Origin of the sequence: Streptomyces sp. NPDC057136 (assembly GCF_042670885.1) — a bacterium.
Lineage (GTDB): Bacteria > Actinomycetota > Actinomycetes > Streptomycetales > Streptomycetaceae > Streptomyces.
Genome location: NZ_JBHUUV010000006.1, coordinates 78,221 through 99,184 on the forward strand (window position 1 = coordinate 78,221; position 20,964 = coordinate 99,184).

13 protein-coding genes, 1 tRNA gene and 1 pseudogene are annotated in these 20,964 nt (G+C 71.8%); 7 read left to right on the plus strand and 8 right to left on the minus strand.

Features of this window, described 5'->3' with window-relative positions; genetic code table 11:
• Window positions 1-53: 53 nt before the first annotated feature.
• Window positions 54-1,349, plus strand: coding sequence for an FHA domain-containing protein (locus ACFT7S_RS10055; protein WP_382729362.1), 1,296 nt, complete (start codon window positions 54-56; stop codon window positions 1,347-1,349).
• On the opposite strand, the gene ACFT7S_RS10060 is transcribed toward ACFT7S_RS10055, so the two are convergent.
• Window positions 1,330-2,334 carry a methyltransferase domain-containing protein gene (locus ACFT7S_RS10060; protein ID WP_382729364.1) on the minus strand — a complete coding sequence of 335 codons (1,005 nt, stop codon included), beginning with the start codon at window positions 2,332-2,334 and terminating at the stop codon, window positions 1,330-1,332. The two genes, ACFT7S_RS10055 and ACFT7S_RS10060, sit on opposite strands and share 20 nt — an antisense overlap.
• 91 nt (window positions 2,335-2,425) lie before the next feature.
• Here ACFT7S_RS10060 and ACFT7S_RS10065 point away from each other — a divergent pair, with 91 nt between their 5' ends.
• From ACFT7S_RS10065 to ACFT7S_RS10080, 4 genes are all read left to right on the plus strand, one after another.
• Window positions 2,426-2,830, plus strand: a complete 405-nt coding sequence (locus ACFT7S_RS10065; protein WP_382729366.1) for a globin — start codon at window positions 2,426-2,428, stop codon at window positions 2,828-2,830.
• A gap of 146 nt (window positions 2,831-2,976) precedes the next feature.
• On the plus strand, window positions 2,977-6,282 hold the full coding sequence (locus ACFT7S_RS10070) for an FtsX-like permease family protein (RefSeq protein WP_382729368.1): 3,306 nt from the start codon (window positions 2,977-2,979) through the stop codon (window positions 6,280-6,282).
• A gap of 1 nt (window position 6,283) precedes the next feature.
• Window positions 6,284-9,112: an FtsX-like permease family protein gene (locus ACFT7S_RS10075; protein ID WP_382729370.1), complete on the plus strand. Its 2,829-nt coding sequence runs from the start codon at window positions 6,284-6,286 to the stop codon at window positions 9,110-9,112.
• A complete protein-coding gene (locus tag ACFT7S_RS10080) occupies window positions 9,109-10,065 on the plus strand; it encodes an ABC transporter ATP-binding protein (protein WP_382729372.1) in 957 nt (318 codons plus the stop codon). The genes ACFT7S_RS10075 and ACFT7S_RS10080 overlap by 4 nt, the downstream gene beginning before the upstream one ends.
• A 55-nt stretch (window positions 10,066-10,120) precedes the next feature.
• On the opposite strand, the gene ACFT7S_RS10085 is transcribed toward ACFT7S_RS10080, so the two are convergent.
• The 7 genes from ACFT7S_RS10085 to ACFT7S_RS10115 all read right to left on the minus strand — a co-directional run bounded on the left by ACFT7S_RS10085 (window position 10,121) and on the right by ACFT7S_RS10115 (window position 19,026).
• Window positions 10,121-10,804, minus strand: coding sequence for a hypothetical protein (locus ACFT7S_RS10085; RefSeq protein WP_382729374.1), 684 nt, complete (start codon window positions 10,802-10,804; stop codon window positions 10,121-10,123).
• Window positions 10,801-11,223: an acyl-CoA thioesterase gene (locus ACFT7S_RS10090; protein WP_382729376.1), complete on the minus strand. Its 423-nt coding sequence runs from the start codon at window positions 11,221-11,223 to the stop codon at window positions 10,801-10,803. Before ACFT7S_RS10090 ends, ACFT7S_RS10085 begins: the two co-directional genes overlap by 4 nt.
• Window positions 11,224-11,228: 5 nt before the next feature.
• Entirely contained in the window at window positions 11,229-12,893 is a 1,665-nt protein-coding gene (ettA, locus tag ACFT7S_RS10095; RefSeq protein WP_382729378.1) for an energy-dependent translational throttle protein EttA, read from the minus strand.
• Between the two features lie 200 nt (window positions 12,894-13,093).
• Entirely contained in the window at window positions 13,094-14,614 is a 1,521-nt protein-coding gene (locus ACFT7S_RS10100; protein ID WP_382729380.1) for an LAETG motif-containing sortase-dependent surface protein, read from the minus strand.
• 187 nt (window positions 14,615-14,801) lie between these two features.
• Window positions 14,802-15,260 (minus strand): single-stranded DNA-binding protein, encoded by a 459-nt coding sequence (locus ACFT7S_RS10105; RefSeq protein ID WP_382729382.1) that lies wholly within the window; start codon window positions 15,258-15,260, stop codon window positions 14,802-14,804.
• Window positions 15,261-15,373: 113 nt separating this feature from the next.
• On the minus strand, window positions 15,374-17,383 hold the full coding sequence (locus ACFT7S_RS10110; RefSeq protein WP_382729384.1) for a GTPase: 2,010 nt from the start codon (window positions 17,381-17,383) through the stop codon (window positions 15,374-15,376).
• Window positions 17,380-19,026 carry an ATP-binding protein gene (locus tag ACFT7S_RS10115; RefSeq protein ID WP_382729386.1) on the minus strand — a complete coding sequence of 549 codons (1,647 nt, stop codon included), beginning with the start codon at window positions 19,024-19,026 and terminating at the stop codon, window positions 17,380-17,382. The genes ACFT7S_RS10110 and ACFT7S_RS10115 overlap by 4 nt, the downstream gene beginning before the upstream one ends.
• A 316-nt stretch (window positions 19,027-19,342) precedes the next feature.
• Between ACFT7S_RS10115 and ACFT7S_RS10120 the strand changes: the two genes are divergently transcribed.
• Window positions 19,343-19,415 (plus strand) — tRNA-Arg (locus ACFT7S_RS10120).
• A gap of 294 nt (window positions 19,416-19,709) precedes the next feature.
• A pseudogene (locus ACFT7S_RS10125) lies at window positions 19,710-20,529 on the plus strand (exonuclease domain-containing protein); the annotation flags it as partial.
• Window positions 20,530-20,964 lie beyond the last annotated feature (435 nt).

The following is a 20,964-nucleotide window of genomic DNA, read 5'->3' on the forward strand; positions in this document are numbered from 1 at the left end:
CCGAACGAGCATGACGGCCTCCGGGCCGGACGAGGAGAGGGGGAAGCGCCGACATGCCGACCTGCCCGAACGGACACCAGTCGGGTTCCGAGGACTGGTGCGAGGTCTGCGGACACCGCATGGCCGGGGCGGGCGCGCCTGCGGGCGCAGTTCCCCCGCCGCCTCCCCCGCCGCCCGCGCCCGGCTACGGCTACCCGCAGGGCCCCGGCCCCGGGGACCCGACCGCTCGCGCCGAGCTCTGCCCGCAGTGCCGCACCCCGCGTGAGGCGATGGCGCCCTACTGCGAGGAGTGCCGCTGGAACTTCCTCACGAACACGGCGACCTCGTACACCCCGCTCGCCCCGCAGCAGGGCGCTCCGGGCGGACCCGGCGCCCCGGTGCCCGGTCTCAACCTGCCGCCCGGCTTCCAGGCCCAGCAGGGACCGCCGCCGCCGCCGCAGCAGCAGCAGCAGCGGGACCCGTTCGAGTACCAGAGTTCGCGGCCCTCCCAGATGAACCGGCCGGCGGAGCCGCTCTCGTCCGAGCAGGGCGGCCACCCCGGTCCCCCGCCTCCGCCGTCGTTCCAGCAGGGACCGCCGCCCCCGCCGTCCTTCCAGCAGCAGGCGCCGCCGCCCTTCCAGCAGCCGCCGCAGCAGCAGCAGGCGCCGCAGGGGTTCCAGCAGCAGTCCGCACCGCCCGCCCCTGCGCAGCCCCAGGCTCCGCAGACCGGTGGCGACGACTGGCTGCTGCCGCCGCCCTCGCAGGGCCTGGCGCCGCAGCAGCCCGCTCCTCAGCCGCCTGCCCCGCAGCCGCCGCAGGGCTTCCAGCAGCCGATGCAGCAGCCGTTCCCGGGCCAGGGCCAAGGGCCCGGTCAGGGACAGGGTCAGGGTCCCGGTCAGGGGCACGGACCCGGCCAGGGGCACGCCCCCGACCACGGGCAGAACCAGAACCGGAGTCAGCAGTCCACCACCTGGACGGCCGTCATCGCCCCGGACCGCGAGTACTTCCTCGCGATGATGCAGCGCAGCGGCCCCGACGCGACCGGGCTCAACCTGCCCGCGTACTCCCCGGAGCAGCACCTTCCGCTGACCGGTAACCAGATCACCATCGGGCGCCGCAGGCAGAGCACCGGCGAGTCCCCCGACATCGATCTTTCCGTGCCGCCGGAGGACCCGGGCGTCTCGCACCAGCACGCGGTGCTGGTGCAGCAGCCCGACGGCAGCTGGGCCGTGGTCGACCAGAACTCCACCAACGGCACCACGCTCAACACCGCCGAGGACCCGATCCAGCCCTACGTCCCCGTCCCGCTCCAGGACGGCGACCAGGTGCATGTCGGAGCCTGGACGACCATCACGCTCCGTCGCGGCTGAGGTCGTAGGGGGTGGGCCAGGCGTACGGGCCCTCGGGGTCGTCGAGCCAGGCCCACTGCCGGTCCTCCCCGACCGTGATGCCGTACCTCTCCCTCCGGGGGCGCCCCTCGCGCTCCCAGAGGGAGAGTGCCTCGTGCGGATCGAGGGCGCCCGCGGTCAGGGTCAGCAGGAAGCGGAACAGCTCGTTCGCGACGATGCGCCCCGGCAGACCGCCGAGGCGCTGGAGCTGAGCGGGCAGGGGCAACGCCCCGCGCAGCGGCACGAAGTACGCGGGCGTGTCCAGGAACCGCCCCTCCGCACACAGTCCGTGTGCCGTCTCCCGTACGTCGAGCGCGACCAGTCCGGTGGCGAGCGGGGCGAGGATGCGTGCGCCCGGCCGGCACTGCGCGAGCCAGGCCCGCGGTACGCACGGCAGCGCGCAGGTCGCGATGATCCGGTCGTACGGGCCCCGTTCGGGGCAGCCGCGCGCGCCGTCGCCCGTGACCAACGCCGGGCGGTAGCCGGCCGCCGCCAGATGACGGCGGGCCGACTCCGTGATCTCCGGGTCCAGCTCGACCGTGGTCACCGCCGGGTCACCGAGCCGGTGCGAGAGCAGAGCCGCGTTGTAGCCGGTGCCCGCGCCGATCTCCAGCACCGTGTGCCCGTCGCGGACCTCCAGCGCCGCCAGCATCCGGGCCATCAGTGACGGCCTGCTGCTCGACGAGACGAGTACGCCGTCCTTGATACGCGTGGCCAGCGGCTCGTCCTCGTACGCCCCGCGCAGCCAGCGCGCACGCCGGTCGGCATCGGGGTCCTCGCACCACAGCCGTTCCTCCCGGCCGACCGGACCCACGAAGTAACAGGGCACGAACAGATGGCGAGGTACGTCCTCGAAAGCGGCCCGCCAGGCGGGGTCCCGCAGGCCGCCGTCCGCCAGGACGGCGTGCACCATGGCCCACCGCGCCTCGGCGCCGTGGGCCGCGTAATGGTCCGGATGTCCGCCCATGTCTCCACTTTCCCGCTGCGGGGCCCGTGTGGCCAGGAGGCGGGGTCCTAGGACCCCGGTCCTCGGCCGGTGCGTCTGCGACCATGGAGGGGTGACAGAGAATCCGCGCGACACGCTTCAGGAGCAGACCTTCTACGAGCAGGTCGGCGGCGAGGAGACCTTCCGGCGCCTGGTGCACCGCTTCTACCAGGGGGTCGCCGGGGACCCGATGCTGCGTCCGATGTACCCGGAGGAGGATCTGGGCCCCGCCGAGGAACGGTTCACGCTGTTCCTCATGCAGTACTGGGGTGGTCCCCGGACGTACAGCGACGACCGCGGTCATCCGCGGCTGCGGATGCGGCACGCCCCGTTCCGCGTCGACCGCGCCGCGCACGACGCCTGGCTCCGCCACATGCGGGTCGCCCTCGACGAGCTCGGGCTGTCCGCCGAACACGAGCAGCAGCTGTGGGACTACCTGACCTACGCTGCCGCTTCGATGGTGAACACGGACGGCTGACCATCCGGAATCCGGTGCTCCGCGGCCGGATATCGGTCACGATCCCATCAAGGTGCACCCGTAAGCGGTTTCCATAACCCGGTGCTCTCTGAAAGCATCCCTGCAAGCGTCGGGGGGCGTGCATACACAGGGGACTGGGGGGTCAGGTGACGGGGTTCGTCTTTCTGCGGGTGAGGGCGCACCGGCTCCTGCTCGCCGCCGCCGTACTGGCGGTGCTGCTGACCACCTCCGTACTGGCCGCGCTCACCGCGTTCTCCGGCTCCGTCGGCGATGCCGCTCTGCGGCACTCGCTCACGCATCGCTCGGCCGCCTCCGCCTCGCTCGTCATATCCGCCCAGGTGGACCGCGAGCAGCGCGAGGAGGCCGACGCCGCGGCGCGCAAGGCGGCCCGCGACTCCTTCGCCGGGCTGCCCGTGAGCGTACGGAAGCTGGAGCACTCCGGGCCGTACGCCCTGCCGCGCAGCCTCCAGGACCCGGCTGCCCGGCGCGGCGACCCCGATCTGACCCAGTTCGCGTCACTGGACCACAGCCGGGTCCAGCTCACCGCCGGCCGCATGCCCGACGGTGAAAGCGGGAAGGCCGGCGGGCCCGTGCAGGTCGCGCTGCCCGGTACCGCCGCCGAGATCCTGAAGGTGAAGCCGGGCACCCGGCTCACCCTCACCGACCGGCTGGGCGACAAGCCGCTGGAAGTCCTGATCACCGGTCTGTACGAGGCCGCCGACCAGGCCGATCCGTACTGGCAGCTGGACCCGCTCGCCGGACGCGGAATCCGCAAGGTCGTCTTCACCACCTACGGTCCGCTGCTCACCGATCCCGCCGTGCTCGGCTCCGGCCGGATCAGCTCGGGCGAGATGTCCTGGCTGGCCGGCGCGGACTTCCGTACGGTCACGACCGGCCGGATGGACGCGCTGCACCGGGCGTCGAACAGCGGCCCGAAGGCGCTGCTCGCCACCGAGGCGTTCAAGGACGGCGCCTCCGTGCGGACTTCGCTGCCCACGGTGCTCGAGCAGATCGAGAAGGCGCTGCTGGTCTCCCGCTCGACGCTGATGATCGTCGCCGTTCAGCTGGTGCTGCTCGCCGCCTATGCCCTGCTGCTGGTGGCCCGGCTGCTGAGCAGCGAGCGCGGTGGTGAGACGGAACTGCTGCGGGCCCGTGGCGGCTCGCGGGGCCGGATCATCTCGTTCGCCGCGATCGAGGCCCTGATGCTCGCGGTGCCCGCAGCCGTCGTCGCGCCGCTGCTCGCCGGGCCGTTGACCCGGTTGCTCGCCGAACGCAGTGAACTCTCGCGGATCGGGGTGCGGCTGGGCGACACCGCGTCCGGCACCGTATGGCTGGTCGCCGCGGGTGTCGCGCTGGCCTGTGCGCTCGCCGTGGTGGCGCCCGCGCTGTCCTCGGGCGGCACCGGGCGCGGCCGTGCGGCCGCGCTTCCCGCGCCCGTGCGGGCGGGCGCCGACGTGGGCCTGCTGCTGATCGCCGCGGTGGCGTACTGGCAGCTCGACCGGCAGACCGGGGCCTCCGGCAGTGGCGCCCTGAGCGGGGACCAGGAGGGCGAGCTCGGTATCGATCCGCTGCTCGTCGCCGCCCCCGCGCTGGCCCTGCTCGCGGGCACGGTCCTGACACTGCGGCTGCTACCGCCCGCGGCCAAGCTCGCCGAACGCCGCGCCGCGAGCGGCAGGGGGCTGCCCACGGCGCTGGCCGGCTGGCAGTTCAGCCGCCGGCCGCTGCGCGGTGCGGGCCCGGTGCTGCTGCTGGTGCTGTCCGTCGCGATGGGCATGCTGGCGATCGGTCAGAGCGCGTCCTGGGACCGTTCGCAGGGCGACCAGGCCGACTTCGGCTCCGGCGCCTCCGTGCGGATGACGGGGGTGCTGAACCCCGATCCGGCGAAGGCGGACACGTACAGCACGCTGTCCGGAGTGCGCGAGGCCGCGCCCGCGTACCGCACGAGCACGGAGCTGTCGGGCGAACGCACGGCCCAGATCCTCGCGTTGGACACCGCACACGCCGACGAGCACCTGATGCTGCGTGACGATCTGGCCGATGAGTCCCCGGCGAAGCTCCTGCACTCGCTGGCTCCGCCACGGACCGACCGGCCGGGGCTGGTGCTGCCGAAGGGCGGCACACAGCTGAAGTTCGACCTGCGGATCACCGAAACGGCTGCCAGGAAGGGCGCGTCCCCGTCCGGCCGTACGCCGCAGGTCGGTGTTCTGCTGGAGGACCGCTTCGGTCTGCCGTACCGGGCCCTCGTCGGCCCGGTGCCGGCCGACGGCACGCCGCACACCGTGTCCGTCCCGGTCTCCGCCGCGGCTGGACTGGCCGTGACCGGCTTCGAACTGGACGACAAACCGCCCATCGGCGATTCCGAGGAGCACCGACTGACGGTGACTGCCCTGCGGACCGTGGCCGGCACCGGCGGCGAGCAGCCGGTGCCCGTCCCTGACGGCTTCCGGTGGCAGGCGGCTCTGACGACCGGCGCCCCGGGTGAGGACCAGCCGGCCCACGAACTGAAGCCGACGGCACCCGCCGGGACCGCGCTGTCCCTCGCCTACAACACCGGCTTCATGTCCGCGGCGGACGCGGCTTTCCTTCCGCCGACGAACAGCGTCCGTATCGCCGCCGTCCGCCCGAAGGCCCCGGCGCTGAACGCCGTCGCCACGGACGCGTTCCTGAAGGCGTCGGGCGCGAAGAAGGGCCAGAGCATCGATGTGCCGCTGGGCGGTGAGCAGATGCGCGTGAAGATCGTGGACGTGGTCAGGCAACTGCCCACGACCGGCCCGGCCGCCGCCGCTGCCGGTTCGTCGAGTGCGAGCGGGGACGGTGGGGCGCTGCTGCTCGATCTCAAGGCCCTCGCCCAGGTGTTCGCGCAGGAGTCGGCCTCGCTCCTCAGTCCCACCGAGTGGTGGCTGAGCACCGGCCCCGGTGACGCGGAGAAGGTCGCCGCCCAGTTGCGCGCCCGGCCCGACACCGACCCGGCACAGGTCCATGTGCGCGACGAGGTGGCCGCGGACCTGGTCGGCGATCCGCTGGGCGCCGGTCCGCAGTCCGCACTGCTGGCCGTCGCCGTGGTCGCCGCCGCGCTGGCCGCGGTCGGCTTCGCGGTGAGCGCCGTCGGCTCCCAGCGCGAACGGTCCGCCGAATTCGCCGTGCTGCGGGCGCTGGGCGCTCCGCGCCGCCAGCTGGCCCGCATGATCGCCGCCGAACAGGGCGTGCTGATCGCCATCGGGCTGCTGGCCGGGCTGGCGCTCGGCGCGGTCCTGACCAGAGCCGTGGTGCCGCTCATCGTGCTGACCGGGCAGGCCGCCCAGCCCGTACCTGCCGTACTGGTGCAGTTGCCGGTCTGGCAGGTCGCCGGCCTGCTGGCCGGCGTCGCCGCGATTCCGCTGCTGATCGTCGCGGCGATCGCACTGCGCCGGGCCGACCCGGCGGTATCGCTGCGCCACCAGGGGGACAACTGACATGAGCGCCGACAAGAACGTCACCTCCGGCCGCGCCCCCCGTGGCCCGGCCGCCTGCGCCCCCTGGGTCCGTACCCGGCTGCGTACCGCTCCCGGCGCCTCGGCCGCGCTCGCCGTGCTCGTGCTGCTGACCGCGTTCCTCGCCGCCGCGTTCCCGCGCTCCGTGGACGCGTACGAGACGAAGGGGCTGCGTCATGACGTCGGCTCCCTGAGTCCGGCACGCAGCCTGCTCGAAGCCACGACGCCGCCCGGGGGGTCGTCACTCGACGAAAGGGCCGATGCGGCGCGCAAGGAGGAGCTGGCCAGGATCCACGGTGAGCTCATGGGCGCGCTGCCCGGCCCCGTAAGCCCCGATGCGCCGCGCTCCTCGTACGGGGTGCACACCACGAACCCGCTCACGGCGAGCGAGCCCTATCTGCCGCGCCCGAACGCCCGGCCTCCGCAGTTCACCTACATCGCACCTTCGGCACTGTCCGAGCACAGCACGCTGAAGTCCGGGCGCTGGCCCGCGGTCCGGGGAACCGTGAGCGCCGCGACCCGGGAGGTGGAGGCGGTCGTCCCGGCCGAGACCGCGGCCGCGCTGAACTTCGAGATCGGTTCGACGGTCGCCGTGCCCACGCACGACGGGAAGCCCCTGACCGTACGCATCAGTGGCACCATCACGCCCCGGAATCCCGGCGACGCCTACTGGTCCGCCGAACCCCTGATGCGCTCCCCGTCCCTGGTCGCGGACCCCGGCGAACCCGTACCCACCTTCTACTGGGTGGCCGCTCTGCTGCTGTCGCCGGACGCCGGACCCGCGCTGCTCTCCACGACGGGCGAGCCGGAGCTGTTCTGGCACATCGCGCCGGACACCTCGCATCTGACGTCGACCGACGCCACCCCGCTCCTGGACGCCGTCGCGTCGTTGGAGAGCGGCCCCGAACTGCTGAAGCTGCGGGACATCGCGGGCCCCACCGTGACGCTGAGCACCGATCTGGACGAGATCCTCGGCGCTCATGAGGCGATGCGGTCCGCGATCAGCCCGGTCGTCGCGGTCGCCGCGGTCGGGATCGGCTCGGTCGCCGGGGTCGTCCTGCTGATGACGGGAGGGCTGACCGCCGCCCGCCGCCACAGGGAACTGTCCCTGCTGCGCTCGCGTGGCGCTTCCCTCGCCGGCATCGGCAGAAGGCTGTTCGCCGAGACGGCCGTGATCGTGCTGCCTTCGGCGGCGCTCGGCCTGCTGCTCGCCCTGCTCCTCGTCGGGGAGGCCCGGCTGTGGCCTGCTGTGGTGGGCGCCGGGGCGGTCGCCGCGCTGGTCTGTGTCGCGCTGCCGCTCCGTACGACGCTCCAGCACCACAGGCCCCAACTGCACGGCGCCCGCGACGACATGATGAATGCCCGGCCCTCACGTCGGCGTACCGTCGCCGAACTGACCCTGCTGGTCCTGGCGATCGGCGCGGTCACCGCGCTGCGCCGCCGGGGCACGGCCTCTGCGGGCGGCACCGACCTGCTGGTCAGCGCCGCACCGGTCCTCGTCGGTCTGATCGCGGCGCTGGTCCTCGTACGGCTCTACCCGCTGCCGCTGCGACTGGCGGCCCGGCCCGTCGCCCGGATGCGGGGTGCGATCGGTTTCCTGTCGCTGGCCCGTGCCGGGCGCTCGTCGGCGAGCGGCACGCTGCCGTTGCTGGCGCTGCTGGTGGCGCTGACCACGGCGGCGTTCGGCGGTTCGGTGCTCGCCGGTGTCGCAGACGCCCGGGACGCCGCGGCCCTGGCGGCCGTCGGTGCGGACGGCAGGATCAGCGGGCAGGGTGACGCGACGCCGGTGACGGACCGTTTCACCAAGGAGGTACGGGCGGCGGGCGGTGTACGGGACGTGGCGCCCGTACAGATCGACTACAGCGTCGTGCTGCCGCCCGGCGAGGGCGGCTCCGAGGGCAACAAGGGGGCGACGCTGGTCGGTGTCGAACCCGGATCGTACGACCGGCTGGCCCGCGCCACCGGCGCCCAGGCGTTCCCGCCGGGGCTGCTGAAGGCCACCGGGCCCTCGGCTCCGCTGCCCGAGGGCGCGCCCTACTCTGCGGACCGGGTACTGCCCGCGATCGCCTCGCCGTCCGTCGCCGAGCGCCTCGGCGACGGGCCGCAGGCCATCGAGACACTGGCCGGGGACTTCAAGGTCCGGGTCGTGGCGGTCCGGGAAACCACTCCCGCGGTGAGCGGTTCCTCCTTCCTGATCGTCAACTCCGCCTCCCTCACCCAGCGGCAGACCACCGCGCTGCTGGTCACCGGGGGCGCGCTGGATACTAAGGCGCTGAAGGCCGCGGTCCACGACGCGGGCAAGGACTTCGTCGTACGCCTGCGGTCCGAGGAGCGCGAGTCGTTCGTCGACACGCCTGTGCAGTCCGGCGCCGAGCGGATCTACGGCGCGGGGATCGTGGCGGGGGCGGGGTACGCGCTGCTCGCCGTCCTGCTGTCGCTGCTCCAGACCGCGCCCGAGCGCACCACGCTGCTGGCGAGACTGCGCACCATGGGGCTGACCACCCGGCAGGGCAGGCGGCTGCTCGCCTTCGAGGCGATGCCGCAGGCGCTGCTGGCCGCCTTCGGCGGTCTGCTCGTCGGCTGGGCGACCATCGCCCTGCTGGCACCGGGCGTCGACCTGGTCTCGCTGGCACTGTCCGGCGCCCGCGGCGCCGATGTACCGCACACCGCTTCACTGCGGGCCGACCTCTGGTCACTGGCGCTTCCGGCGATCGGCGTGGTCCTCCTCGCCGCCGCCGTCGCCGCCGTCCAGGCATGGTGGGCGAGCCGTCGTGGATCGATCACCGAACTCAGGGCAGGAGACACCCGATGACGTCGACGACCGAGACCACCCTGGCGGAGCTCGAACAGCGCGCCGCCGCACACCGCGACCGGCCGTCGTACGGCCACGACGCGCTGATCGCCTGCGACCGGCTGGTGCGCATCTTCACCACGGACGGGGTGGAGGTGCAGGCCCTCCAGGGTCTCGATCTGCTCGTCACCGAGGGTGAGTTGATGGCTCTGGTCGGTGCGTCGGGCAGCGGCAAGTCGACGCTGATGAACATCCTGGCGGGCCTCGACGTGCCCACGGCCGGTTCGGCGAAGGTCGCGGGCTGCGATCTGCTGTCCATGGGCAAGAAAGAACGGCTGCGCTACCGCCGCGACGTGGTCGGCTTCGTCTGGCAGCAGACCGCCCGCAATCTGCTGCCGTATCTCACCGCGATCCAGAACGTCACACTGCCGATGCAGTTGCGCGGCGGCGGCCGGCGCGGCGAACAGGCCGCCCGCGCCGAGTCGTTGCTCCAGATGCTGGAGGTGGCGGACTGCCGCGACCGGCGTCCGCAGCAGATGTCCGGCGGGCAGCAGCAGCGGGTGGCGATCGCGGTGGCGCTGGCCAACTCCCCCTCGGTGCTGCTCGCCGACGAACCGACCGGCGAGCTGGACTCGGCCACCGGGGATCAGGTGTTCGCCGCGTTCCGCCGTGCCAACGAGGAGCTGGGCACGTCGATCGTGATCGTGACGCACGACCAGGCGGTCGCGAGCGAGGTGCGCCGTACGGTCGCGATCCGCGACGGCCGTACGTCCTCCGAGGTGCTGCGGCACACCGAGGTCGACGCGGCGACGGGCCAGGAGTCCCAGGTGGCCCGCGAGTACGCGATGCTCGACCGCGCGGGCCGGCTCCAGCTGCCCGCCGACTACACCGAAGCGCTGGGCATGGAGCACCGGGTGATGCTGGAGCTGGAGCAGGACCACATCGGGGTGTGGCCGGACGGGCGCAAGGAGTAGGACGGGAGGCCGTCCCCCGCGGGGTGCACGGCCTCCGGCGTTCTCCTCGGCGCGCTCAGCGCGCGCTGCCCACCGTCACCGCGAGAGCGCCGAGCCCGCCACCCGGACCGCGGACGATGATCGACCCGAAGGGTGTGCGCAGCCGGAGCCAGGGGCCCGAGGCCAGCAGCGTCACCGGGAAGTCCGGGGCGGCGCGCAGGAAGCCCAGGGACTGGGCGGCGTGGACGGCGCGCAGCGGAAGTTGTGTGGTGCCGACCGTGCGCGACCAGATCTCGCGGCCGATCAGGTCGCGTTCGGACCTGGTCCGGCGGTCCTCGGGCAGCGCTTCGTCGCGGGTACGGAACTCCGCGACAGCGGCCGTGAGTTGGGCGCGCAGGGACATCGGGTCGGGCAGTCCGGGCTGTTCGCGCCAGCCGCCGCGGGGCGGCAGCACACCCGTCCACGGCGGTCCCGTGACAGGCGCGGGGACGGCGCCGGAGCCGGTCGACTCCTCCAGTGATTCGAGGAGTTCACCGGCGGAGACTGTCACGTCGAATTCGTGCGTGCCGGCCAGCCGCGCCGTCCGGATCGCGAGGACCTCGAACGACGGCGGCCGGCCGAACACGGCCAGTGCGCCGCCGCCTGCCTGCAACCGGACGGCCGCTGCCCGGTCGTAGTGGAGCAGCCGGCCGAGGAAGGCGGCGAGATCCGCCGCCTCCCTCGGGTCGGCGAACAGCAGCGACTGCACTGGCACCGTCATGCGGCGGCGGGCTCCTCGGCCAGGAACTCCTGGAGGAAGAGCTTCTCCTCGGCGGAGATCCGCCGGGGCCGCTCCTCGGCCAGGTTGTACGGGACGACAACGGTCGACGCCCGTACGTACACCTGCTCCGGGTCCTTGATCTCGTACGAGATCGTCAGCGAAGCGGCACCGATCTTCGTGACCCACGACTCGACGGTCACCGGAGCGTGCCGGTGGACCAGCGGCCGTACGTAGTCGATCTCGTGCCGGGCCACGACGGACCCGCCCGAGAAGGACGGCGAGCCGTCCCCCGGCGCCAGCCGGAACATGAAGTCGATGCGCGCCTCCTCCAGGTAGCGGAGGAAGACCACGTTGTTCACGTGGCCGAAGGCATCCATGTCCGACCAGCGCAGCGGGCAGCTGTAGATATGACGAGCCAAGACGATCAGCCTCGCGTGAGCTTCTTGTACGTGGCACGGTGCGGGCGGACCGCGTCCGCACCGAGACGCTCGACCTTGTTCTTCTCGTACGACTCGAAGTTGCCCTCGAACCAGTACCACTTGGACTCGCCCTCGTACGCCAGGATGTGCGTGGCGACGCGGTCCAGGAACCAACGGTCGTGGGAGATGACCACGGCCGCACCCGGGAACTCGAGCAGGGCGTTCTCGAGCGAGGACAGGGTCTCCACGTCGAGGTCGTTGGTGGGCTCGTCGAGGAGCAGCAGGTTGCCGCCCTCCTTGAGCGTCAGCGCCAGGTTGAGGCGGTTGCGCTCACCACCGGAGAGGACACCGGCCGGCTTCTGCTGGTCCGGGCCCTTGAAGCCGAACGCGGAGACGTACGCCCGCGACGGCATCTCGACCTGGCCGACGTTGATGTAGTCCAGCTCGTCCGACACGACGGCCCAGAGGGTCTTCTTCGGGTCGATGTTGGCGCGGGACTGGTCGACGTAGGAGATCTTGACCGTGTCGCCGACCTTGATGGCGCCGGTGTCCGGCTTCTCCAGGCCCTGGATCATCTTGAACAGCGTGGTCTTGCCCGCACCGTTCGGACCGATGATGCCGACGATGCCGTTGCGCGGCAGCGTGAAGGACAGGTCGTCGATGAGGACCTTGTCGCCGAAGGCCTTCGAGAGGTTCTCGACCTCGACGACGATGGAACCGAGCCGCGGGCCCGGCGGAATCTGGATCTCCTCGAAGTCCAGCTTCCGCATCTTGTCCGCCTCGGCAGCCATCTCCTCGTACCGGGCGAGACGTGCCTTGGACTTGGTCTGCCGGCCCTTGGCGTTGGAGCGGACCCACTCAAGCTCTTCCTTGAGCCGCTTCTGACGCTTCTCGTCCTTGCGGCCCTCGACCTTGAGGCGCGCCTGCTTCTTCTCCAGGTACGTGGAGTAGTTGCCCTCATAGGCGATGGCACGGCCGCGGTCGAGCTCAAGAATCCACTCGGCGACGTTGTTCAGGAAGTACCGGTCGTGAGTGACGGCGATGACGCAGCCCGCGTACTTCGAGAGGTGCTGCTCCAGCCAGTTCACCGACTCGGCGTCGAGGTGGTTGGTGGGCTCGTCGAGGAGGAGCAGGTCCGGGGCCTCGATCAGCAGCTTGCAGAGCGCGACGCGGCGCTTCTCGCCACCGGAGAGGTTGGTGACGGGCCAGTCGCCGGGCGGGCAGCCCAGGGCGTCCATGGCCTGCTCCAGCTGGGCGTCCAGGTCCCACGCGTTGGCGTGGTCCAGGTCCTCCTGGAGCTTGCCCATCTCGTCCATGAGCGCGTCGGAGTAGTCGGTCGCCATGAGCTCGGCGACCTCGTTGAAGCGCTTGAGCTTGCCCATGATCTCGGCGGCGCCGTCCTGCACGTTCTCCAGGACGGACTTCGACTCGTCGAGCTTCGGCTCCTGCATGAGGATGCCGACGCTGAAACCGGGCGTGATGTACGCCTCGCCGTTCGACGGCTGCTCAAGGCCCGCCATGATCTTCAGTACCGTGGACTTACCGGCACCGTTGGGTCCCACGACACCGATCTTTGCGCCGGGCAGGAAGTTCAGGGTGACGTCATCGAGAATCACCTTGTCGCCGTGCGCCTTGCGCGTCTTGCGCATGGTGTAGATGAACTCAGCCAAGAGAAACCGTCCGGCAGCAATAGAGGTGTGGGCAGATACACCCATCTTGCCTGACGCCTGCCACCGGACGGAAACCCAGTCCGCTCCCCGGTACCCGCCGCGACGCTTCCGCACGGCTCCGGAGACGCGTCGGGCCCGGTACGCAGCTGCGTACCGGGCCCGGTCCTGCGCCCGCTCAGGGTGCGCCGGTGCTCACTCGCTCACTCGCTGTCGCCGTCCGGCTTCTTCCGGCGCAGGAGCAGGACAGCGCCGCCGCCGATGACGACGAGGGCGATGGCGACGCCCGCGATGATCGGGGTGGCACTGGAACCGCCGGTCTCGGCGAGGTCGCCCTCCAGCCCCGTGGAGCTGGTGCCCGTGGACGCCGGGACGGGCTGCCTGGCGCTCTGCGTACCGACACCGCCCTGGTCACCGGCGAGGGCGTCGGATGCGGTCACACAGTCCAGGACCCCCGTGAAGTTCTTCTGCAGCCCGCCGGGCCCGGTGATCGTGAAGTCGTACGCCTGGTCCTCGGCGACCGGGATCGTCACGGTCCTGGTGGCTCCCGCGGCGATCGTGTGCTCGAAGCCCGCCAGCTCGAAGGTGAACGGCGCGTCCCCCTTGTTGCTCGCGGTGATGTCCACGCCGCCCTTGGCGCAGTTCTTCTTCGCGGTGAGGGCGGGAACCGCCCCTGCCCCGGCCCAGGTGGCGGTGGCCTCGGCGGAGACGGTGGACTCGCTGGACCCGGCGAGGATCTGCGTCTGACTCCTGGTGACACCGGCGAAGACCCGGCCGACCGGCACGGAGGTGGTCGCCTGGACGGTCAGCGCGGCCGATGCGTCGGCGGCGTCCTTCGGTATGTCGAAGTAGAGCCGCGCACCGTCGGCCGCCGAGGTGACGGGCTTGCCGTCCTTGTCGGTGATCCGGACACCGCTGGCCGCGTCGGCGGGCGGCGTCAGAGAGACCTGGTCCGCGTTGGTGCGGACGGTGACCGGACCGAGCCGCTCTCCTGCCCGGCCGGAGACCGCGGCGGGCTCCAGAGTCAGGGACGCCCTGGGCTCGGCGGATGCGGAGGCGTGCTTCGCCAGCCAGTCGGCGAGCTTCTCGGCCTGCGGGTCGGCGGCCTCGACGTGCACGTCGTCCGAGTGGCGCCAGATGGCGACCTGCGTTCCGGCGGCCGCGGTCTGCTCGGTGAGCGGTCCCGTGCCTGCCCGGCGGGCCAGCGCCGCGAGGTCGTCGATCCGGGGGTAGGAGTGCTGGAGTATCCAGCGGATCTTCCCGGCGTTCCTGTTGGCCCCGAGCGACGTCTGGTCCCAGGACGTCTCCAGATACTTCGCCTGGTCCTGGGTGGCGTTGTGGATGTCGACGCAGTACGTCTTGAGCTTGCCACCGCCCTCGACGGTCATCTCGAAGAGCCCGGCGGGGATCGTCTGCGTGGTGTTCTTCTTGCCGTTCTCACCCGGGATGCGGAGCACCGCGCGGTCGAAGGTCTTCAGCCCGTCCAGGACCGCGGTCGCGCCGCCCTGGTGCTGAGGGGCGCTCCCGGCCGCCGCGCCGGTCGCGCCGGCAAGGGTGCCGGCCGCGACGAGACCGGTGACCAGCACGGTGGCGGCAAGTCTGACGAGCCCTCTGGCGCGACTCCGTACGGAGCTCGTCGCCGAGGCCGCGGACTGCGTGCCGGACGGCGGAGCGGACGCACAGGACCCGGATGATCCGGAAGACGCCGAGAACGCAGAAAACACAGAATTCCCCTCCGGGCGAGGACCTCGCGCTTGGTGCGCGTGTGGGGATTGCCTCGCCAGCAGACTCAAGTGCCCCATGAATACTGAGGAATCCTAAAGACCGGGCGAAGCACAGTCCCCCGTCATACGGTCGGACAACCATTCCGACTCGGAATCGTTATCGCTCCATCCGGTACCCGCTGCCCATTCAGGACACCGACACCGGCTCCATGGCCGGTTCCTGACGTTCCACCGAATCGTCGCCGGCCTCCGTCTCCTTCGGCGTGCGTGCCGTGAGTGACGGCTCTGCCCTGAGCACCCGCCGGAACGCGGCGGTCCCCCGCGTCAGATCGTGACCCACCGACACCGCCTCGATGTCGACGAAGGTCCTGCGCTGACCATCCCGTTCCTCCTCGCGCACCTTCAAACGGCCGTGCACGACGAGTGGTTCACCGACGGAGACGGAGCCGGACAGATTCACCGCGAGCGTGCGCCAGGCCCACACCGTGTAGAAGCTGGTGTGCCCGTCGGCCCAGACCTGTTTCTCGCGGTCCCAGCGGCGCGACGTCACAGCGAAGCGGAATCGCGCCATTCCGCCGGTGGCCGTCTCCCGGAACTCCACGCCGGTCGCCGCGTTTCCCACCAGCGTCACAAAGGTGTCGTTCATTTTCCCGTCTCCCGTCCAGACTCTGCGTACCGGACCGGTACACGCTCTGTGTACCGGTTCCCGCACTGACTTCATGCTGGACGGAGAACGGAAATCCCGCTGACGCCTGTGGACTACCGGCCGGTTGTGGAAAACTCCGTCACCGCCACGTACCTCTCCCGCACCTCGCGGTAGCGCGCCAGCTCCGCCGATACCGGGTCGAGGACCCTGGCCCGCCCGCACCCGGCCGCCGCGTCGCGCAGCCGTCGCTCCGCCTCCTGCCCGTACCGCCGTGCCGGACCGCGTGCCGCTGCCGCGCACGACCACTCCACGAGCGGCCCGCCGATGATTCCGGCGAGCATCACCAGGGCCGGTGTGACCAGGCCCGGTTCGAGTACGCCGATGATCTGGCCGAGCAGCCAGAGTCCGCCGAAGATCTGCAGCAGGGTCATCGTCGCCTGCACCAGCACCGCCGCGGGCCACCAGGCCGCACGCGGTGGCTTGGCGGCCCGGCCGCCGAGCGGCATGCCCGTGCCTCTGCCGGTCGCCGAGCCCGTGCCAGGGCCCGTGCCCGTGCCCTTGCCCTTGCCCTTGCCCTTGCCCTTGCCCTTGCCGCCTGTCGGCCGGCCCCGGCCCCCGGCGCTCGCGTTCTGGGCCAGTTCGTCCAGGGCCTCGGGCAGCCCCTTCGCCCCGTTCACCGCCGCTTCCCGGACGGCCTGCGCCCAGGGGCCCGGCAGCCCGGCGGACGCGTCGTCCGCCACGGCCCGTACCGCCTGCTCGACCCGCTGCCGGGCGGTGATCTCCTCCTCCGGCGGGGCGGGGGCGAGGGCCTGGGCCATGCGGTCCAGGCCGCCGAGCTGCCGGGTGGACTCGTACCAGCGCCAGAGCCGCAGCCAGGGTGTCCCGCAGGCCCGTCCGGCGTTCCTGCGCCACTCGCGCTCGGCCGCCTGCCCCGCGGCCGCCGCACCGACGGCCTCGGCGAGCCGGTCGGTGAACTCCTCACGCGCCAGCTCACCGAGTCCGGGCCGCCCCTCGGCGACGTACACCGGCCGGAGCTGTGCGGCCGCCGCGTCCACATCGGCGGAGAGCCGGCGTGCGGCGGCCGTGCGTTCCTGCACGAACCGGCCGAGCATCTCGCGCAGTTCAGGCATTCCGTCGCCGGTGAGCGCGGACACGGATGTGACGGTGGCGCCCGGTTCACCGTGCTCCCCCAGGGCCATGCCGTCCTCGTCGAGCAGCCTGCGCAGATCGTCGAGGACCAGGTCGGCGGCCTCCCCGGGCAGCCGGTCGATCTGGTTGAGGACTACGAAGGTGACCTCCGCGTGCCCGGCCAGGGGCCGCAGATAGCGTTCGTGGAGGGCCGCGTCGGCGTACTTCTCGGGGTCGACGACCCAGATCACGGCATCGACCAGCGCCAGCACCCGGTCCACCTGATCCCGGTGGCCGGACGCCGCGGAGTCGTGATCGGGCAGGTCGATGAGGACGAGGCCCTGGAGCGCGGCGTCGGCTTCGGAGCCGCCCTGCTGCGGCCTGCGACGCAGCCGCCCGGGGATCGCGAGCCGGTCCAGGAGCCCTGCGGCCCCGTCGGTCCAGCTGCAGGCGATCGGCGACGCGGTCATCGGCCTGCGCAGCCCGGTGTCGGAGATCTGGGCGCCCGCGAGGGAGTTGAAGAGCGTGGACTTCCCGCTGCCGGTCGCCCCGGCGACGGCGACGACGGTGTGCCGCAAGGAGAGCCGCTGACGGGCCGCGGCCTCGTCGAGTACGCGCCCGGCCTCGGTGAGGGTTTCCCGGTCCAGCCGGGCCCGCGACAGGCCGACGAGGTCGCGCAGCGAGTCGAGGCGCTGGGTGAGCGGTCCCCCGGACGGTGCGTACGCCTCGCCCTGAGGCCCGGCGTCGCCGTCCGGCCCGTCACCGGCGTCGTCGGCCTCCTCGGACGCGGCGCCGGCGCGGCGGGCGATCAGCCCGTCGTCCCAGCGCCCGTGCCGCCCCTCGCCCTTCACCGCCCTCGGGGACCCCTTCTCCAGGCCCTCCTGCGCCCGGTCGTCCTCGCGCGCCCCCCGCTCATCGGCCTCCCCGCCCTCGGGCCCCTGCCCCGGGTTCTGATCCTGACCGTGATCCTGGTCCTGGTCGGTGACGGCGGTCATGGCTGCACCCTCTCCTTCTGCAGTACGGACAGCGCGGCAATCAGCTCGGCCTGCGGTTCCGGGGCCACGTCCAGGGCGTCGAGCGGTGCGAGCCGCCGGTCCCGCTCCCCGTGCATGACCTGGTCGAGATAGGTGGTGAGCAGCGCCCCGCCCTTGTCACGCAGCCGCAGCGCGCCCTGGGCGCCGATCCGCTCGGCGAGCTGCTCCCCCGCGGTGCGGGCGCGGCGCCCGCCGAGCAGGGCGGCGGCCAGCAGCGCGGCCACGGTCTCGCCGTCGGGGGCGATGTTCCGTTCCAGGAGCTGTACTTCCTCCTCGGCCAGCTCTTCGAGCACCCGCCGCCAGCGTCGTACGGCCATGGCGATACGGCCCTGGATGTCCTCGGAAGGCCCCCAGCCGCCGGCTTCCAGGCCCGCGTCCTCGAAGCGGAACGCCCCGGAGGCGGGCTCCTTCCGCCACGTCGTACGGATCTCGTCGTCGGCGGCGGCCACCGCGCACTGGAGCAGCGCCACCAGGCTCTCCACCAGCGCTTCCAGCAGCTCCTCGGCGGAACTGTCCAGGGGATAGCCGCGCCACCGCGTCCGCGCGTCCCCGGCGAGCACGGCGCCGCCCTGGAGCCTGCGGCGGATTCGGGACGCCTCCTTCCGGTACGCCTCCTCGACGACGCCGGTCAGCCGTACCGAGGCCGCGTACTGCGCGGCGACGGCTCCGGCCAGCTCCGGCATACGGACGTTCAGCGAATCCATGACCCCGGACGCCGTGCGCCCGACGGCCTGCTGACGGGCCGCCGGGTCCTGGGCGCGGTGGGTGAGCCAGGTCCGCAGGGGGGCGACGGCGGTGGTGGGCAGCAGACCGCTGCCGCCGCCCGCGGACTCGGGCAGCTCGGGGATGGTGAAGCGGGGGACCTCGCCCAGCCCGGCCCTGGTGAGCAGGGCCGCGTACTGCCGGGAGACCTCGGCGATCACCTGGTGCGGCACCCGGTCGAGGACGGTGACGAGCGAGGCGTCGTACTCCTTGGCCGTGCGCAGCAGGTACCAGGGCACGGCGTCGGCGTACCGGGAGGCGGTGGTCACCATCACCCATACGTCGGCGGCGCAGATGAGTTCCGCGGCGAGTACCCGGTTCCGTACGACGAGGGAGTCGATGTCGGGAGCGTCCAGCAGCGCGAGCCCGCGCGGCAGGCTGACGGCGGTCTCCACCCGCAGCGCCATCCCTTCGTCGTCCCCGCCCGCGGCACCGAGGTCGTCGAGCCCGTCCGGGTCCCTGGCCTGACCCGGCGGCAGCCAGATCCTGGTCAGCTGAGGCAGCACCCGTACCCCGGCGAACCAGTGGTGGTCGTCCGGGTGGCAGACGAGTACCGGCGTCCGCGTCGTCGGGCGCAGCACACCGGCCTGGCTGACCCGGCACCCCACGAGCGAATTCACCAGCGTGGACTTGCCCGCGCCGGTGGACCCACCGATCACCGCGAGCAGCGGAGCCTCGGGGTCCTTGAGCCGCGGCAGCAGATAGTCGTCGAGCTGCGCGAGCAGCTCGACCCTGGTCTGCCGGGCCCGTTCAGCCCCTGGAAGAGGCAGTGGAAGACGCACGGCGGCGACACGGTCGCGCAGGGCGGAAAGTGCGTCGATGAGCTGAGGCCGTACGTCCATGGTCACCACATGTGAAGAATGCCCAATTTTGGCGCCTTTTTGAAGCGTATAGGCACCTCTGCGCGGCGGTTCCACTCTGGGGACAGACGGGACGAGTGGGGCGCAGGCATAACGAGTGCACAACACCCGGGGTGCGAGACGTCAAAAGCGGTGCATGAATCGCACCTACCTGCGATTATCGGTTCGCTTCACCGAACCTCCACATCGTGCCACGCAGGTGAAGCAGTCGGGTCGGGGTGATCGGAGCCCTATCCTTGTCCCGGCAAGGTCAGGACCGGCCGGAACGGCCCCGACCGAAGGGCCCAGGCCACCACCGGCCCCCGTAGCTCAGTGGATAGAGCAGGCGCCTTCTAAGCGCTTGGCCGCAGGTTCGAGTCCTGCCGGGGGCACTTCAGTCCAGCCCATGCCAGGCCCTCCTCCGGGAGGGCCTTTTTGCGAGCCGTGGGGCACGCTAGCGAGCACGGCGTAGAGGCGGCGTAAGGCTGGGCGGACGCACTAGTGGGGAGGGTGGCACTCCGGCTGGGCGGTTCGGCACGGGTTTTGGCGGGTGTTCTTCCCGAAAACTTCCCGAAGCATTCGAGGGAGGCCTCTCTGCGTTCGGCACGGCACGACAACCTTCCAAAGCAGGGTAAAAACGGCATACAGGTTGAAGGAGTGGCTCATAGCCGATCATCCTTGGCGTCATGAGTCTTGCCTCCGCCTCATTCGACGCGCCCTACACGGGCGACTACGCCTACGACTGGGCACTGGTCGACGTGGAAACCTCCGGGCTCGTTGCCAGGCGGGACCGCGTGCTGTCGGTCGCGGTGGTGACGATCGGTCCGGACGGCGAGCAGACCGGGGAGTTCTCGACCCTGCTCAACCCGGGATGCGACCCGGGGCCGGTGGACGTGCACGGGCTGACCGTCGAGCGGCTGCGGGGCGCACCAGCCTTCGACCAGGTCGCCGGGCGAATCGGGGCGATGCTCCAGGACCGGGTCCTGGTCGCCCACAACGCCCAGTTCGACTACGACTTCCTGGCCTACGAGTTTGCCCGCGCGCGGATGTGGCTGCCTGTGTCGCAGCGGCTGTGCACCCTGGCCCTCAACCGCCAGGTGGATCCGCCGACGGACGACATGAAGCTCGGCACCCTCGCTGCCCACTACGGCGTATCGCAGCAGCACGCGCACGATGCGCTGGACGACACCCGGGTGCTGGCCGGGATCCTGCGGGCGTCGCTGCGCGAGGCGGCGCAGCTCGATCTGCCGTTGCCGCTGGTGACCTGCCCACCCCGGGCGGAATCCCAGTTCACGCCGCAGCCGCCCAAGACGCCCTGCGCGTATCGGAACCCGGGACGGCTGACTCCCGGCGGGCCGCTCCAGCAGGGGATGAAGATCGCGATATCCGGTGAGACCGCCCACGCCCGGGCGGAGCTGGTCGGGCGGGCGGTTGCCGCCGGGATGAACATGATGACGTCCGTCAGCCGGCATACCAGCGCGCTTGTCACCAACGAGTCGGGTCCGGGGTCCCATCGCTCAGGCAGCCGAACTCGGATGGCAGGTCTACGCCTCAGCGCCCCTGTTCGGCGGCGCACTTCCCCACCTGGCCACTCCCGAACTCACCGCGCTCCTCAGCCCTGGTCTCACTATCCCCCAGGCATGCCTCCTCGCTGTCGCCTCCTGCCCAGGAGTGACGCGGATTCTGCTCTCCACTTCCGCCCCGGCACACTGGGCGGAGGCTCAACGGGCTCTGCGATGCCCGGTGCGTCCAGTACTCGGTGAACTCCCGTGCGATGTCCGGTCATGTGGGTGCCGGGTCTGCCCCTGCCCAGGACACTCCCAGTCCCGGCGTACCTACCGCTCAGACGGCGCCGACAGCGAACACCGGCAAGGCGGTACGAGACTTCATGCGCCTCACTCTCACATCCCGCACCGCCCAGCGGCGGCGTCCACGCCGCGC

Coding starts and splice junctions, on each gene's coding strand:
- ACFT7S_RS10110 (WP_382729384.1), bottom strand. CDS start 17,383: ATGACCGCCGTCACCGACCAGGACCAGGATCACGGTCAGGATCAGAAC.
- ACFT7S_RS10060 (WP_382729364.1), bottom strand. CDS start 2,334: ATGGGCGGACATCCGGACCATTACGCGGCCCACGGCGCCGAGGCGCGG.
- ACFT7S_RS10115 (WP_382729386.1), bottom strand. CDS start 19,026: ATGGACGTACGGCCTCAGCTCATCGACGCACTTTCCGCCCTGCGCGAC.
- ACFT7S_RS10085 (WP_382729374.1), bottom strand. CDS start 10,804: ATGACGGTGCCAGTGCAGTCGCTGCTGTTCGCCGACCCGAGGGAGGCG.
- ACFT7S_RS10075 (WP_382729370.1), top strand. CDS start 6,284: ATGAGCGCCGACAAGAACGTCACCTCCGGCCGCGCCCCCCGTGGCCCG.
- ACFT7S_RS10105 (WP_382729382.1), bottom strand. CDS start 15,260: ATGAACGACACCTTTGTGACGCTGGTGGGAAACGCGGCGACCGGCGTG.
- ACFT7S_RS10080 (WP_382729372.1), top strand. CDS start 9,109: ATGACGTCGACGACCGAGACCACCCTGGCGGAGCTCGAACAGCGCGCC.
- ACFT7S_RS10055 (WP_382729362.1), top strand. CDS start 54: ATGCCGACCTGCCCGAACGGACACCAGTCGGGTTCCGAGGACTGGTGC.